Origin of the sequence: Margalitia sp. FSL K6-0131 (assembly GCF_038008735.1) — a bacterium.
Classification (GTDB): Bacteria; Bacillota; Bacilli; order Bacillales; family Bacillaceae_C; genus Margalitia; species Margalitia shackletonii.
In genome coordinates this window covers 3,399,031-3,414,137 of sequence record NZ_JBBOZS010000001.1, presented here as the reverse complement: position 1 = coordinate 3,414,137, position 15,107 = coordinate 3,399,031, and the positions used below count along the sequence as shown (strand labels likewise).

General features: G+C 34.9%; 14 protein-coding genes. All 14 read left to right on the top strand.

All coding sequences use genetic code 11. From position 1 onward, the window contains the following. Positions 1-8 precede the first annotated feature (8 nt). The 14 genes from NSQ59_RS16730 to fliF all read left to right on the top strand — a co-directional run bounded on the left by NSQ59_RS16730 (position 9) and on the right by fliF (position 15,105). Complete coding sequence (locus tag NSQ59_RS16730) at positions 9-1,604, top strand: hypothetical protein (protein ID WP_340832337.1); 1,596 nt, start codon at positions 9-11, stop codon at positions 1,602-1,604. Further along, positions 1,601-1,891 carry an EscU/YscU/HrcU family type III secretion system export apparatus switch protein gene (locus tag NSQ59_RS16725; RefSeq protein WP_055740427.1) on the top strand — a complete coding sequence of 97 codons (291 nt, stop codon included), beginning with the start codon at positions 1,601-1,603 and terminating at the stop codon, positions 1,889-1,891. The genes NSQ59_RS16730 and NSQ59_RS16725 overlap by 4 nt, the downstream gene beginning before the upstream one ends. 191 nt (positions 1,892-2,082) lie before the next feature. Further along, a complete protein-coding gene (sucC, locus tag NSQ59_RS16720; protein WP_055740426.1) occupies positions 2,083-3,243 on the top strand; it encodes an ADP-forming succinate--CoA ligase subunit beta in 1,161 nt (386 codons plus the stop codon). An 18-nt stretch (positions 3,244-3,261) separates the two neighbouring features. Further along, positions 3,262-4,164, top strand: coding sequence for a succinate--CoA ligase subunit alpha (sucD, locus tag NSQ59_RS16715; protein ID WP_055740425.1), 903 nt, complete (start codon positions 3,262-3,264; stop codon positions 4,162-4,164). Between the two features lie 97 nt (positions 4,165-4,261). After that, positions 4,262-5,134: a DNA-processing protein DprA gene (gene dprA / locus NSQ59_RS16710; protein ID WP_055740424.1), complete on the top strand. Its 873-nt coding sequence runs from the start codon at positions 4,262-4,264 to the stop codon at positions 5,132-5,134. 240 nt (positions 5,135-5,374) lie between these two features. Continuing rightward, positions 5,375-7,450, top strand: coding sequence for a type I DNA topoisomerase (gene topA, locus NSQ59_RS16705; protein WP_340832336.1), 2,076 nt, complete (start codon positions 5,375-5,377; stop codon positions 7,448-7,450). A 313-nt stretch (positions 7,451-7,763) separates the two neighbouring features. Then, positions 7,764-8,666 carry a tyrosine recombinase XerC gene (gene xerC / locus NSQ59_RS16700; RefSeq protein WP_126646906.1) on the top strand — a complete coding sequence of 301 codons (903 nt, stop codon included), beginning with the start codon at positions 7,764-7,766 and terminating at the stop codon, positions 8,664-8,666. Positions 8,667-8,852: 186 nt separating this feature from the next. Beyond that, complete coding sequence (gene hslV / locus NSQ59_RS16695; protein WP_055740421.1) at positions 8,853-9,395, top strand: ATP-dependent protease subunit HslV; 543 nt, start codon at positions 8,853-8,855, stop codon at positions 9,393-9,395. A 115-nt stretch (positions 9,396-9,510) separates the two neighbouring features. Next, positions 9,511-10,911 carry an HslU--HslV peptidase ATPase subunit gene (gene hslU / locus NSQ59_RS16690; protein WP_161809285.1) on the top strand — a complete coding sequence of 467 codons (1,401 nt, stop codon included), beginning with the start codon at positions 9,511-9,513 and terminating at the stop codon, positions 10,909-10,911. Between the two features lie 119 nt (positions 10,912-11,030). Then, positions 11,031-11,810 (top strand): GTP-sensing pleiotropic transcriptional regulator CodY, encoded by a 780-nt coding sequence (gene codY / locus NSQ59_RS16685; RefSeq protein ID WP_055740420.1) that lies wholly within the window; start codon positions 11,031-11,033, stop codon positions 11,808-11,810. Between the two features lie 372 nt (positions 11,811-12,182). After that, positions 12,183-12,575, top strand: coding sequence for a flagellar basal body rod protein FlgB (gene flgB, locus NSQ59_RS16680; protein ID WP_055740419.1), 393 nt, complete (start codon positions 12,183-12,185; stop codon positions 12,573-12,575). Between the two features lie 2 nt (positions 12,576-12,577). After that, the gene (gene flgC / locus NSQ59_RS16675) at positions 12,578-13,024 is read left to right on the top strand and encodes a flagellar basal body rod protein FlgC (protein WP_340832335.1); all 447 of its coding nucleotides are present in this window, start codon (positions 12,578-12,580) and stop codon (positions 13,022-13,024) included. 80 nt (positions 13,025-13,104) lie between these two features. Further along, positions 13,105-13,434, top strand: coding sequence for a flagellar hook-basal body complex protein FliE (gene fliE, locus NSQ59_RS16670; protein ID WP_055740417.1), 330 nt, complete (start codon positions 13,105-13,107; stop codon positions 13,432-13,434). A 78-nt stretch (positions 13,435-13,512) separates the two neighbouring features. Beyond that, positions 13,513-15,105: a flagellar basal-body MS-ring/collar protein FliF gene (fliF, locus tag NSQ59_RS16665; protein ID WP_340832334.1), complete on the top strand. Its 1,593-nt coding sequence runs from the start codon at positions 13,513-13,515 to the stop codon at positions 15,103-15,105. Positions 15,106-15,107: the final 2 nt, after the last annotated feature.

Here is a 15,107-nt window from a genome sequence, read left to right as displayed (position 1 = left end):
AATAAAAAATGTTGTCTTCGATCATAAATGGATTACAACAATTAAATACGAGAGACCGTTCAATTACTTTCACCTTTCAAAAAGGAAAGATCTTTTTTGCTACAGTGAAAAATATTTATCCTAATAATTTTGCACTGCTACAAATTGGAAATCAAAATCTTATCGCAAAACTTGAGGTAGCATTGAAAAATGGCGAAGCATATTGGTTTCAAGTGGATTCGGATGAAGGAGATATTCAGTTGAAGTTGCTTTCTGATAAGCAACAAAGCGGAAATGAGCCTTCTATAATATTAAAACAGCTTTCACTGCCATCTACGAAAGCAAATATAGATTTGGTTCAATTTCTTTCAAAGGAACAAATTCCATTTACAAAGGAAACCGTTTTGAAAATGAGCGGTATGCTTTCCAATTCAACAGATAATAAGGAAAATCTTAATATTATCAAACAAATGGTGGCAAAGGGACTGACCATATCTGAATCGATATTCAAATCATTATATGCAACGGAAAATAAGGAACCTATTCAAAATCAAATTCAGCTACTTGAATTATCACTTTCGAATGAAGAGCAAACGCCTATTGTTAAGGAAATGCAATCGGCGATTGACACTATTAAAAATATCCAGAATAAGCAACTGGCTACAAGTTTAATCCAAACTTTAAAAGACGATACCGTTTTTAAAACCAATGATATGCAATTAATATCCAAATCGGTTTTACAAAAACTTGGGAAGGAGTTGGAGGATCTTTCTTTATATACAAAGACGAAAAATTCAACAAATTTAATACAAAATCAAAATGAATTTTTAACGGAAAAAACAGCATTTATAAGTAATCCATCAATTTCCCAAAAAATAGTTAATAATACAGTGAAGGTAATCGAACATTATTTTTCAAAGGAAGTACCGCCTGAAAATATGTTATTTACCCAACAAGAAAAAGACTACTTAACAGATATTTTAAACACTATGAAACAGACACTAAATGGAAAAGATGTCGTTAAACAATTTAAGGAAGTAACAAAATCATTAGGATTATTTTATGAATACCAGATTGCAGGTAATCCAGCAGAACATCATGTAGAGGAACAATTAAAGCCTTTACTCGTTAAATTCTTGCAGGAATCTGGCCATTCACAAGAAGTACGTGAAATTGCAGATAGCCTTGTAAATAAAATGAATGGTCAGCAAATTCAAATGTATGATAGTAGCCCAATCCAGCATTTATTTTATGAAATTCCCATTCAATTATTTGGGTTTAAAACAAATCTAACCATGCAATGGTCTGGAAAGAAAAAAGAAGATGGAAAAATCGACCCGAACTACTGTCATATTCTCTTTTACTTAAATCTGGAACACCTTCATGAAACGATTGTAGAAATGAAAGTGCAAAATCGCGTAATCAATGTGAATGTCTACAGTGAATCGAATGTAAAGGAAGCTGCAGCCAATATTATTCCCAAATTAAAAAATAACTTAGAAGAATTAAATTATCAGCTATCCGCAATTCATTTTATGGAGATACAATCTGAAAAGACCACGCATATAAAGAAAAATACTAGAAATGTAAATCAAGCCTATAACGGGGTGGACTTAAAGATATGAAAAATAAAAATAAGCTTTCAGATGGAAGAGAAGCGATTGCACTAAGCTATCAATCTGAAAAACATTCTGCTCCGGTCATTGCAGCAAAGGGGAAAGGCTTCGTTGCTGATAATATAATTGAAAAAGCGAGGGAACATCGTATCCCTATTCAAGAGGATCCTAGTCTGGTGCAATTACTTGGGACACTGGATATCAATGAGACTATACCTGAAGAGCTTTATGAAGCTGTTGCGGAAGTTTTTGCGTTTATATATAAAGTAGATCAGCGAGCAGGAAAAGGACATTAGACAGCTAATATTGATGTTTTTAATGTCTTTTTTGCTTTTGTATAGATAAATAGAATAGGTTTGCAATTCCGATAGTTAAAAATAAATTGCAAAATTATCTAAATCATTCATAAAGCTAGACATATTTTCTACCTTTATATACAATGAAAACGCAGTTAAATTTTTGTCATTGTTTGATAGGAGGATGGAAAATGAATATCCATGAGTATCAAGGTAAAGAAATCCTCAGAAAATACGGGGTTGCGGTACCAAATGGAAAGGTTGCTTTTACAGTAGAAGATGCAGTAGAAGCGGCAAAAGAACTTGGTACACAAGTTTGTGTAGTAAAAGCACAAATTCATGCCGGAGGTCGAGGTAAAGCTGGCGGTGTTAAAGTTGCTAAGAATTTGGACGAAGTACGTACATATGCAAGCGAAATCTTAGGCAAAACATTAGTTACACACCAAACAGGACCTGAAGGAAAAGAAGTGAAACGTCTTCTAATTGAAGAAGGTTGCGACATTAAAAAAGAATATTATGTTGGTCTAGTATTAGACCGTGCAACTTCTCGTGTTACGTTAATGGCTTCAGAAGAAGGCGGTACTGAAATTGAAGAGGTGGCTGCAGAAACACCGGAAAAAATCTTCAAGGAAACAATTGATCCTGTTGTTGGATTAACAGCATTCCAAGCTCGTCGTATTGCATTTAATATTAATATTCCTGCAGAGCTTGTAAACAAAGCTGTGAAATTTATGATGGGCTTGTATACTGCATTCATCGAAAAAGATTGCTCTATCGCTGAAATCAACCCTCTAGTTGTAACAGGTGATGGAAATGTTATGGCACTTGATGCAAAATTAAACTTTGATTCAAATGCACTATACCGTCAAAAAGACGTACTAGAATATCGTGATCTTGAAGAAGAAGATCCTAAAGAAATCGAAGCTTCTAAGTATGATCTTAGCTACATCGCTTTAGATGGCAAAATCGGATGTATGGTTAATGGTGCCGGTCTTGCAATGGCTACAATGGATATCATTAAGCATTACGGTGGAGACCCAGCTAACTTCTTGGATGTTGGTGGCGGTGCAACTGCAGAAAAGGTTACGGAAGCATTCAAAATTATCCTTTCTGATAAGAATGTAAAAGGTATCTTTGTCAATATCTTCGGTGGAATTATGAAGTGCGACATTATTGCTGAAGGTGTTGTGGAAGCAACTAAGCAAGTTGGCCTTGAGTTGCCTTTAGTTGTACGTTTAGAAGGAACTAACGTTGAATTAGGTAAGAAAATCCTTAATGAATCAGGTTTAAACATCGTTGCTGCTGAATCAATGGCAGATGGCGCACAAAAAATCGTTGAACTAGTAGGTTAAGAAAGGCAGGGGAATAAAATGAGCGTTTTTGTTAATAAAGACACGAAAGTAATCGTACAAGGTATTACTGGTAAAACAGCTCTTTTCCATACAAAACAAATGTTAGAATACGGTACAAAAATTGTTGGTGGTACTTCTCCTGGTAAAGGCGGTACTGAAGTGGAAGGCGTTCCTGTATTTAATACAGTTGAAGATGCTGTAAAAGCAACTGGTGCCAACGCTTCTGTTATCTACGTACCAGCTCCATTTGCTGCAGATGCTATTTTAGAAGCAGTTGATGCTGAATTAGATTTAGTAATTTGTATCACTGAGCATATTCCAGTACTAGACATGGTAAAAGTAAAACGTTACATGGAAGGTAAGAAAACTCGCCTAGTTGGTCCTAACTGTCCAGGCGTCATCACTCCAGGAGAATGTAAAATTGGTATCATGCCAGGATACATTCATACAAAAGGCCATGTAGGTGTTGTTTCTCGTTCTGGTACATTAACTTATGAAGCTGTTCATCAGCTTTCACAAGCAGGTGTTGGCCAAACAACTGCAGTTGGTATCGGTGGAGACCCTGTTAACGGTACTGACTTTATTGATGTGCTTAAAGCATTTAACGAAGATCCGGAAACAGAAGCTGTTATTATGATTGGTGAAATCGGGGGAACAGCGGAAGAAGAAGCAGCACGCTGGGTAAAAGCTAATATGACAAAACCAGTTGTTGGCTTCATCGGCGGTGTAACGGCACCTCCAGGAAAACGTATGGGTCACGCTGGTGCGATTATTTCTGGCGGTAAAGGTACTGCTGCAGAAAAAATTCGTGTCATGAATGAATGCGGAATTAAAGTGGCTGAAACACCTTCTGTAATGGGTGAAACACTAATTAGTGTTTTAAAAGAAAAAGGCCTTTATGAAAAGTGTAAAACACATTAATTAATACTGAAATATAAAAAATAGTCCCTCTATGAAAGAGGGGCTATTTGCAATATTTTCATAAAAGAAAGGATTTTTGAATTTTAAGGAGGATTTTATGGAAGAATTTAAGAAAAGTCTTATTCATCTTCACCATTGTCAAGGTATTACATCCAATACAATACTACAAATCTTAAAAAGGGACCCCGAGTTAAAATCACTATACAAATTTTCCCTCCCTGTATTAAAATCCATTACTTTGGGTAAAACAAGTCAAATAGAAAAAATTTATCAAGATTTGCACCATTTAGATGTTGATACATTACTTTTAAACTATCGAAAACACCAAATCCAATGTATTACCATTTTTGATAAGAATTATCCCAATCTACTAAAACAAATTTTTAACCCACCATTAGTCCTATATACAATCGGAGATCAAAAGCTTCTACAATATCCGTCAATAGCAATAGTAGGGTCTAGAAAAGCTGATTTCAAAGCATTAAAAGCAATTAAAAAAATTACTCCTCCTCTTATTAAACAAAACTATGTCATTATTAGTGGTCTTGCAAAAGGAGTAGATACAATGGCACATAAAACATCTATTATTTGTAAAGGTAAAACAATTGGTGTATTAGGAAGCGGATTTTTTCATATTTATCCGCAGGAAAACATTGGTTTAGTAGAGAATATGAAAAAAGAGCATTTAATTATTTCGGAATATCCTCCGCATACGAAACCGCAAAAGTGGCATTTTCCAATGAGAAATCGAATAATTAGCGGGCTTTCGAAAGGAATCGTGGTAATTCAGGCTGAACAAAAAAGTGGTTCTCTAATAACAGCAGACTTTGCTCTTCAAGAAGGAAGAGAGGTTTTTGCAGTACCGGGAAATATTGATGAATCACTTTCACAAGGTACTAATAAACTGATACAACAAGGAGCAAAACTCGTTCAAACAGGGGAAGATATTCTCGAAGAGTTCCATTATTAAATAATACCGCTAATTATCTTAAAAATAATTTAAAAGATTTTTTCATTATATCATCCTTATGAAATGGAAAGGATTTAAATTCAAGAGGAATGTGTGCTTGAAGGATAGTTTTTATTAAGGAATAATTGACAAATATGAAAATCAGGTCTATTATGTACACTTGATTTCAATACATGTAAAAATTACAAATGTAAGGATAGTTGAAAGAAATTTATATAACACCTCTGGGGAGGATTTTTGATGTCAGACTACTTAGTAATCGTGGAATCGCCTGCGAAAGCGAAAACCATTGAACGATATCTTGGAAAAAAATACAAAGTGAAAGCATCTATGGGACATATTAGGGATTTGCCTAGAAGTCAAACAGGTGTGGATACTGAACATAATTATGAACCGAAGTATATAACCATAAGAGGTAAAGGACCGATATTAAAAGATTTAAAAACAGCCGCGAAAAAAGCAAAAAAAGTCTATCTTGCGGCCGACCCCGATAGAGAGGGAGAGGCAATTGCATGGCATTTAGCACATAGTCTGGATGTGGATATTCATTCTGACTGCAGGGTTGTTTTTAATGAAATAACGAAGGATGCTATTAAAGAATCCTTTAAACACCCGCGCCCAATTAATATGGATCTAGTCGATTCTCAGCAAGCAAGGAGAATTTTAGACCGTTTAGTTGGATATAATATCAGTCCATTACTTTGGAAAAAAGTGAAGAAAGGATTAAGTGCTGGGCGAGTTCAATCGGTTGCGGTTCGGCTTATTATCGACCGTGAAAATGAAATTAAGAATTTTATTCCGGAAGAATACTGGTCCATCACTGTTGATTTCGAATTTGGAAAGGAAACTTTTCAAGCTTCCTTTTATGGCATTAACGGAAAAAAATTAGATTTAACATCCGAATCAGATGTTAAAGATGTTTTGTCTAAATTAAAGGACGATAAGTATACGGTTGCTTCCGTTACAAAAAAGGAAAGAAAAAGAAATCCATCACCACCATTTACCACTTCCTCTTTACAACAAGAAGCTGCTAGGAAGTTGAATTTTAGGGCAAAAAAAACAATGATGCTAGCTCAACAGCTTTATGAAGGTATTGATCTTGGCAAAGAAGGCAGCGTCGGGTTAATTACGTATATGAGAACGGATTCAACACGTGTTTCGGAGGTTGCGCAATCGGAAGCAGCATCATATATCAAGGAAAATTATGGAGAAGAGTATGCTAGAACAGAGCAAAGAAAAGATAAAAAGCAAACGAATGCGCAAGATGCTCATGAAGCAGTACGACCAACCGGCACATTCCGAGATCCGAACTCATTAAAGGAATATTTAAGCAAGGATCAATTGCGTTTATATAAGCTTATTTGGGACCGTTTTGTAGCTAGTCAAATGGCTCCGGCTATTATGGACACGATGAGTGTAGATATTTTAAATGGAGATGTTGGTTTTAGGGCGAATGGTTCGAAAGTTAAGTTTTCCGGCTTTATGAAGGTATATGTGGAAGGAACGGATGATGGGCATGAGGAGAAGGAAAATTTATTACCGGATTTAAAGACGGGAGATAATGTAAAATCCACGAATATTGATCCGAAACAGCATTTTACACAGCCGCCTCCGCGTTACACGGAAGCAAGACTTGTAAAAACATTAGAGGAGCTAGGCATAGGAAGACCCTCAACTTATGCTCCAACCCTTGATACCATTCAAAAGCGAGGGTATGTGGCGTTAGAAAATAAACGTTTTGTTCCAACAGAGCTTGGAGAAATAGTAATAGAGCTCATGTTAGAGTTTTTCCCGGAAATTCTCGATGTAGAATTTACAGCTAGGCTGGAAAATAATTTGGATGAAATCGAAGACGGGAAAGTCGAATGGGTAAAAATCATTGATGAATTTTATAAAGATTTTGAAGTAAAGCTGAAAAAAGCGGAAGAAGAAATGGAAAAGATTGAAATTAAAGATGAATTTGCAGGAGAGGATTGTGAGAAATGCGGCAGTCCAATGGTCTTTAAAATGGGCCGCTACGGTAAATTTATGGCATGCAGCAATTTCCCGGATTGCCGCAATACAAAACCAATTGTTAAAGAAATCGGCATCAAATGTCCTAAATGTGAAAAAGGAAATATTATTGAACGTAAAACAAAGAAAAAAAGAACATTTTATGGCTGTGATCGCTATCCTGACTGTGATTTCATATCCTGGGATAAACCAATTGAAAGAAAGTGTCCTAAATGTGATCATGTACTTGTAGAGAAGAAATTGAAAAAGGGAATTCAAGTTCAATGTACAAATTGTGATTATAAGGAAAAAGCGGAAAGCTAAAGAGTAAGCGATTGCTTACTCTTTTAACTTGTAGTGTAGGAAATGATAAAGTTTACCTCTTAGCTATTGCTCTTATCTTACATATTAAGTAAAAATATTGATGGTTTTGTGAACTTTTCGATTCGAAGCCCCTTTTTCTTTCTTTATTTTAATTAGTGTTGTAAAATGCAGAAGGATAATTCCTTCAACAGTGAAAATAGGTCAGACATCTTAGATTTAGGAACAATTCAAAACTTTATGAAAAATTTGTATTATTCGTTGCGAGGATTACTAAATTATGATACTATTTAGTAGCCCTTGTGAGGTGTTAAATATGAATGAAGTCTTGGAAAACTGTTTAGTTTCATATATCGAGTATATTCAAATTGAAAAAAATTACTCGGAGTATACAATAAAATTTTATCGTCAAGATATTGAACACTTTTTTATGTTCATGATTGAACAAGGTATTTCCGATTTACAAAAGGTAGAGTACTTTGATGCAAGACTCTATTTAACCCAACTATATTCGAGTAAGTACAAAAGAGCGAGCTTAGCACGTAAAATTTCTTCCTTGCGCAGCTTTTACAAATTTTTGATGAGGGAAAAGATTGTAGTAGAAAATCCATTTGCTCTCTTAATACAGCCGAAAAAGGAACTTAGAATTCCAAAATTCTTTTATCAAGAAGAAATGGAAAAGCTATTTCAAGTATGTGATGGACCCAGTCCTCTCGATAAAAGGAACAAGGCATTGCTTGAGATTTTATATTCAACTGGAATACGAGTGAGTGAATGCGCAAACATACAATTGAAGGATATAGACTTTGATTTCGATGCTATTCTTGTAAATGGTAAGGGAAATAAAGAGCGTATTGTGCTTTTCGGCTCATTTGCGCGTGTCGCCCTTCATGATTACATAAATACAGCAAGAAACCAATTGATGCAAACCGCAGCCCCTCATCATCAATTATTTGTAAATTATAAAGGAACCCCATTAACCGTTCGGGGCATCAGACATATATTGAATAGCGTAATTGAAAAGGCAGCACTTACTGGAAAAATGCATCCGCATATGCTCAGACATACTTTTGCAACTCATTTATTAGATAATGGTGCAGATATTAGAACGGTTCAAGAGCTTTTGGGTCATGAGTACTTATCATCTACACAAGTCTATACACATGTTACAAAAGAACATCTTAGAAAAACGTATATTGCACACCACCCAAGAGCATAAATACATGCCTTGGTAAATTTTAATTTATTTATTGAATGTGAAATAAGGTATAAAACCATGAAGAAATATGTATAATTTATGGGAATAAAAAGATATATTACTTCCAAATTTAAACAGCATACTCGGTTAATTTTAATTTCCTGAAGGTATCATATAAAATGCACTATCTTTTCGGAGGTGTTTGAAATGGGCGATTTCCACGCAACTACGATATTTGCTATTCAACATAAAGGCAAGAGCGCTATGGCTGGCGATGGTCAGGTTACATTTGGTAATGCTGTAGTGATGAAGCATACAGCTAAAAAGGTTCGAAAGCTGTTTAATGGTAAAGTACTTGCTGGTTTTGCAGGTTCTGTTGCAGATGCTTTTACCCTATCTGAAATGTTCGAGGGTAAGCTCCAAGAATTCAATGGAAATCTGGCGCGTGCAGCAGTAGAATTGGCGAAGCAATGGAGAAGCGATAAGGTTTTGCGAAAATTAGAAGCAATGTTAATCGTAATGGATGAAAAAAATCTATTGCTAGTTTCAGGTACTGGTGAAGTTATTGAACCGGATGATGGAATATTGGCGATAGGTTCCGGTGGTAATTATGCATTGGCAGCAGGCCGCGCACTTAAACAATTTAGTGGAGATCATTTATCTGCAAAAGAAATGGCGGAGGCGGCTTTAAAAATTGCTTCTGATATTTGTGTTTATACGAACTCGAATATTATTGTGGAAGAATTATAATACTTATCTTCTTTAGTAACAGGGACTATCTACATCTCATTTTTCAGATGTAAGATTGTCTCATCATAATGAAAGAAGGAGTGAGGGTATCTTGGCTTATAAAATAAACAAAGCGATGAGTTTAACGCCTAGACAGATTGTTGAAAGACTTGATCAATATATTATTGGGCAAAAAGATGCAAAAAGAGCAGTTTCTGTTGCACTAAGAAATCGTTATCGAAGAAGCCTTTTAACCGAAGCACTTCGTGAAGAAATTATTCCAAAGAATATCTTAATGATTGGGCCAACTGGAGTTGGAAAAACGGAAATCGCCAGACGAATGGCGAAATTAGTCGGTGCTCCGTTTGTAAAAATTGAAGCGACTAAATTTACGGAAGTTGGATATGTGGGGCGCGATGTAGAATCCATGGTTCGAGATTTGGTGGAAACCTCTGTAAGACTTGTTAAAGAAGAAAGAATTAATGATGTAAAGGATCTTGCGGAGCAAAACGCAAACCGCCGCTTAGTTGAGCTTCTTGTTCCAGCTAAGAAGAAAACAAATAATTATAAAAACCCATTTGAAATGTTATTTGGCGGCGGAAATGTGCAAGAACACGACGAATCGGATGAGGATACCGCAGAAGATGTATCCATGAAGGAAAGAAAAAAAATTATTGAGACTAAGCTTGCAAATAAAGAACTTGAAGACGAACTTGTATCAGTCGAAATTGAAGAGCAAGCTCCTTCCATGTTTGATATGCTGCAAGGCTCCGGCATGGAACAAATGGGAATGAATATGCAGGATGCACTAAGCAATCTTATGCCAAAGAAAAAGAAAAAAAGAAAGCTAACCGTTAGTGAAGCACGCAAGGTATTAACGAATGATGAAGCACAAAAGCTAATAGATATGGACGATGTTACGCAAGAGGCTGTTTATCGCGCAGAACAAACGGGTATTATCTTTATTGATGAAATAGATAAAATTGTCAGCAAAAGTGGCAATTCTTCAGCAGGTGAAGTATCACGAGAGGGTGTTCAAAGAGATATCCTGCCTATTGTCGAAGGGTCTACTGTAGTAACGAAGTATGGTTCCGTAAAAACAGATCATATTTTATTCATTGCTGCGGGTGCATTCCATATGGCAAAACCTTCTGAATTAATTCCTGAGTTGCAGGGACGTTTTCCAATTCGAGTGGAATTAACAAAACTATCGGTAGATGATTTCTATCGAATTTTAGTGGAACCTGATAATGCGTTAATAAAACAATATACAGCATTATTAGAAACGGAAGGTATACAAATTGAATTTTCTGACGAAGCTATTGTTAGAATTGCTGAAATTGCATTTGAAGTGAATCAGAATACCGATAATATAGGTGCCAGACGTCTTCATACGATTATGGAAAAACTTCTTGAGGACTTATCTTTTGAAGCACCTGAAATAACGCTAGAAAAGGTTACTATTACACCTCAATATGTAAACGAGAAGCTTGGTGCTATTTCGCAAAACAAGGACTTAAGTCAATTTATTTTATAGGCGAGAAAAGTTCCTAAAGGTAGTGTTCACATATTATAAAGTAATGGATCAACAAGGATTCGGAATTATTTTTTTGAAAAATTTTTGCAATGATTATAAAAACACTAGGAGGAAGAAAAATGAATTTATTAGACAGAACTAGAAAAATTAATGCTATGTTACAAAAGGCTGCCGGTAAACCGGTAAATTTTAAAGAAATGGCGCAAACACTAAGTGAGGTAATTGAGGCGAATATATTCGTTGTTAGTCGCCGTGGAAAATTACTTGGATTTGCTATCAACCAACAAATTGAAAATGAACGCATGTCCCATATGTTAGAGGAACGTCAATTCCCAGAAGAGTATACAAACAGTTTATTTAATATTAATGAAACATCATCAAATATTGGTATTGAAAGTGCCTATACAGCATTTCCAGTTGAAAATAAAGATTTATTCGTAAGTGGCTTAACTACTATCGTTCCGATCATCGGCGGAGGAGAAAGATTAGGTACGCTTATTCTTGCTAGACTTCAGGAACAATTTAATGACGATGATTTAATCCTTGCTGAATACGGTGCAACCGTAGTAGGAATGGAAATTTTACGTGAAAAGTCTGAAGAAATTGAAGAAGAAGCAAGAAGTAAAGCAGTTGTTCAAATGGCGATTAGTTCTTTATCATACAGTGAATTAGAAGCTATTGAACATATTTTTGAAGAACTTAATGGAAAAGAAGGATTACTTGTCGCTTCAAAAATTGCGGATCGTGTAGGTATTACACGTTCAGTGATTGTAAATGCTCTTAGAAAACTGGAAAGTGCTGGTGTTATTGAATCACGTTCACTAGGGATGAAAGGTACTTATATTAAAGTGTTAAATGATAAATTCTTAGTAGAATTAGACAAGTTAAAAGCAAACTAAGCATTCAGAAATTGGTAAATATAAAATAATCAAAAGAAAAAGCCGTCAATTGTTGATAATTGACGGCTTTTTTTCAAATGAAGCTATTATTCCTCATATATATCTAATATTATCCACTAGTTTGTAATTTCTTCCCTTGATAAAATGAATTCAGTTAACTTTTTTGATAATTATGTCGTATTTTTGTATATATTGTTGTTGTTTCGTAATAATTATAATCCAAAAGAACTAATTTTAAAAATTTGATATGTAATTACTTAAATTTCAAAATATGTGCATGGACACTAAGATATTAAAACATTAAAATAGTTGATAGAATATTATGTCGTAATGGATAAAAAAATGTCGTATCTTAAATAGAGGTGTAGAAATTTGAAGTTATTTAACAATACATTTTCCACGGTAGAGAATGCCTTAAATTATTCTTCATTAAAACAAAGAGTAATAGCGGACAATATTGCCAACGTAGATACTCCAAACTACAAAGCGCAAGATGTTTCATTCGGGGCAATGCTGAACAGCTCTATGAATCAAGCCTTTTCAGCTAAGATGACAGATCAACGGCATATTCCGTTTCAATCTGTTTCTGATAATCCGGCTATTATTACACAACAAAATGTGGAATATAACGATAACGGGAATAGTGTGGATATAGATAAAGAAATGTCGAACTTAGCTACAAATCAAATCTATTATAGTGCATTAACGGACCGAATTAACGGAATGTTTTCTACTTTACAAACTGTAATTAAAGGTGGCAAATAAAAATGTCAATATTTAATAGCATGAACATTACATCCTCTGCTCTTACTGCACAACGCTTACGAATGGATGTTATTTCCTCCAATATGGCTAATGTTGATACAACAAGAGGCAAATTGGTAAACGGAAAATGGCAGCCATACCAGCGAAAAGAGGTAGTTCTAGAACCAATGTCCAATTCTTTTTCATCTTTTTTGCAAGCGGCAACGGGCAATACAACTGGTAATGGTGTTAAAGTTGCAAAAATTGTTGATGATAATACACCATTTAAGCTTGTATACGATCCGCAAAACCCCGACGCCAATGCTGACGGTTATGTTGAAATGCCAAATGTCGATCCATTAAAAGAAATGGTCGACCTTATGAGCTCTACAAGATCTTACGAAGCGAATGTAACGGTGTTTAATTCTAATAAAGCCATGTTAATGAAGGCGTTAGAAATTGGTAAGTAAATACATATTTCTTTGAGCTTTACATTAAGCTTGAAAAATTTGATAGTTTATACATTTTATACATGAACGGAGGTTCTTCTATGGCTCTTCAAAATATTAATACGGTCGCGGCCAATATTTTTCGTCCGTCAGGCCAAATAAATTTTAATCAAAATAATTTAGGACAAACAACATCAGCGAACCCATCAAAAACTAGTTTTGCTGATATGCTAAAAAAGTCCATTTCCGAAGTCAATAATGATCAAATTCAATCAGATGTATTAACACAAAAATTAGCCAATGGCGATAATGTTGATTTACATGAAGTTATGATTGCTGCACAAAAGGCCAATATTACATTGCAAGCGGCTCTTGAAATTCGAAACAAGGTTGTTGAAGCTTATCAAGAAACAATGAGAATGCAAGTATAATATTTATGTTTATTGCTAATACCAATACCTTCGATTAAGACAATAAGATAAAAGTGAAATGTGATTCGGGGGAAAGAAATGAATGAGAATATAAAACAATTCTTTAATAGAATTAAAGATTACTGGAAAAGCAGAACAAAAAAACAAAAGATCACAGGTATATCAGCATTTATAATAATTCTTTTACTTATTTTAGGGATTACTTATTTTACCACCAGAACAACGATGGTTCCTTTATATAGTAATCTTGAACCAACTGAAACGGGTTCCATCAAACAGAGTCTGGATTCTAAAGGAATCAAGTCGGTTATTAGCGATAATGGAAAGACCATTAGTGTGCCGAAACAGGATGTGGATAATCTCAAGGTGGAATTGGCATCAGAGGGCATTCCAAAGACAGGAAGTATTGACTATTCCTTTTTTAGTCAAAATGCAAGCTTCGGTATGACGGACAATGAGTTTAATGTCATCAAATTAGATGCTATGCAAACAGAACTATCCAATCTTATTAAACAAGTGGATGGTGTAGAAAATGCTAAGGTTATGATCAATATGCCTGATAAAGGAATTTTTGTAAACGATCCTAATCAACAAGCTTCAGCCTCCATTGTTTTAACGACAAAGCCTGGGTATGAATTTACTGATAAACAAATAACATCACTTTATAATTTAGTATCCAAAAGTGTACCGAATCTTCCTACAGATAATATCGTCATTATGAATCAAAATTTTGAGTATTTTGATTTAAATAATGATAAAAATTCTACTGGAAGTACATTTGCTGAACAGATGGATATAAAGCATCAAATTGAAAGAGATATCCAAAGACAAGTTCAAACAATGCTAGGAACTTTAATGGGGTATAACAAGGTTGTAACAAGCGTTACCGCGGATATTGATTTTACGCAGGAGAATACAGATGAGCATTTAGTACAGCCTGTTGATAAGCAAAATATGAAGGGTATTGCCGTTAGTGCGCAAAAAATTACGGAAACGTATTCTGGGAATGGTGCTGCTGCAGCTGGCGGAGTACCAGGGACAAATTCATCCGATACTGGTTCTGGAACAACGTATGTACAAAATGGCTCGAATGGAAATGGCGACTATGAAAAAATTCAAGAAACCATGAATTATGAAGTAAATAAAATTCATAATCAAATTGTTCAAAGTCCATATAAGATACGTGATTTGGGAATTCAAGTCATGGTAGAACCGCCAAACCCAAAAAATCCGAGTTCACTGCCGCAAAGCAGAATTAATGATATTAATAAAATTTTATCTACTATTATAAGTACTTCTATTGATAAGAGCAGCGGAACGAATCTTTCTAACCAGGCTATCCAAAACAAAATCGCTGTATCAGTGCAGCCTTTTAATGGAAATACGACCTCTGCACCAGTTAACCAGTCAAAAATTCCATGGTGGGTCTATGTCATTGGAGGAATATTATTACTAATCATAGGCCTATTGATATTCTTTATGCTTCGTGCTAGAAGGAAAGATGTAGAAGAAGAGGATGATTTTGTTAAAACAGAACCAATTCAAATTGCTGATGTTAATGAAGAACATGAAACGGAAACAACTCTTCGTAAAAAACAATTAGAAAAAATGGCAAAAGATAAGCCAGATGAATTTGCAAAATTATTACGTACATGGTTATCCGAAGAATAGGG

Coding starts and splice junctions, on each gene's coding strand:
- dprA (WP_055740424.1), top strand. CDS start 4,262: ATGGAAGAATTTAAGAAAAGTCTTATTCATCTTCACCATTGTCAAGGT.
- hslV (WP_055740421.1), top strand. CDS start 8,853: ATGGGCGATTTCCACGCAACTACGATATTTGCTATTCAACATAAAGGC.
- fliE (WP_055740417.1), top strand. CDS start 13,105: ATGGCTCTTCAAAATATTAATACGGTCGCGGCCAATATTTTTCGTCCG.
- sucC (WP_055740426.1), top strand. CDS start 2,083: ATGAATATCCATGAGTATCAAGGTAAAGAAATCCTCAGAAAATACGGG.
- xerC (WP_126646906.1), top strand. CDS start 7,764: ATGAATGAAGTCTTGGAAAACTGTTTAGTTTCATATATCGAGTATATT.
- flgC (WP_340832335.1), top strand. CDS start 12,578: ATGTCAATATTTAATAGCATGAACATTACATCCTCTGCTCTTACTGCA.
- hslU (WP_161809285.1), top strand. CDS start 9,511: ATGAGTTTAACGCCTAGACAGATTGTTGAAAGACTTGATCAATATATT.
- NSQ59_RS16730 (WP_340832337.1), top strand. CDS start 9: ATGTTGTCTTCGATCATAAATGGATTACAACAATTAAATACGAGAGAC.
- codY (WP_055740420.1), top strand. CDS start 11,031: ATGAATTTATTAGACAGAACTAGAAAAATTAATGCTATGTTACAAAAG.
- topA (WP_340832336.1), top strand. CDS start 5,375: ATGTCAGACTACTTAGTAATCGTGGAATCGCCTGCGAAAGCGAAAACC.
- sucD (WP_055740425.1), top strand. CDS start 3,262: ATGAGCGTTTTTGTTAATAAAGACACGAAAGTAATCGTACAAGGTATT.
- NSQ59_RS16725 (WP_055740427.1), top strand. CDS start 1,601: ATGAAAAATAAAAATAAGCTTTCAGATGGAAGAGAAGCGATTGCACTA.
- fliF (WP_340832334.1), top strand. CDS start 13,513: ATGAATGAGAATATAAAACAATTCTTTAATAGAATTAAAGATTACTGG.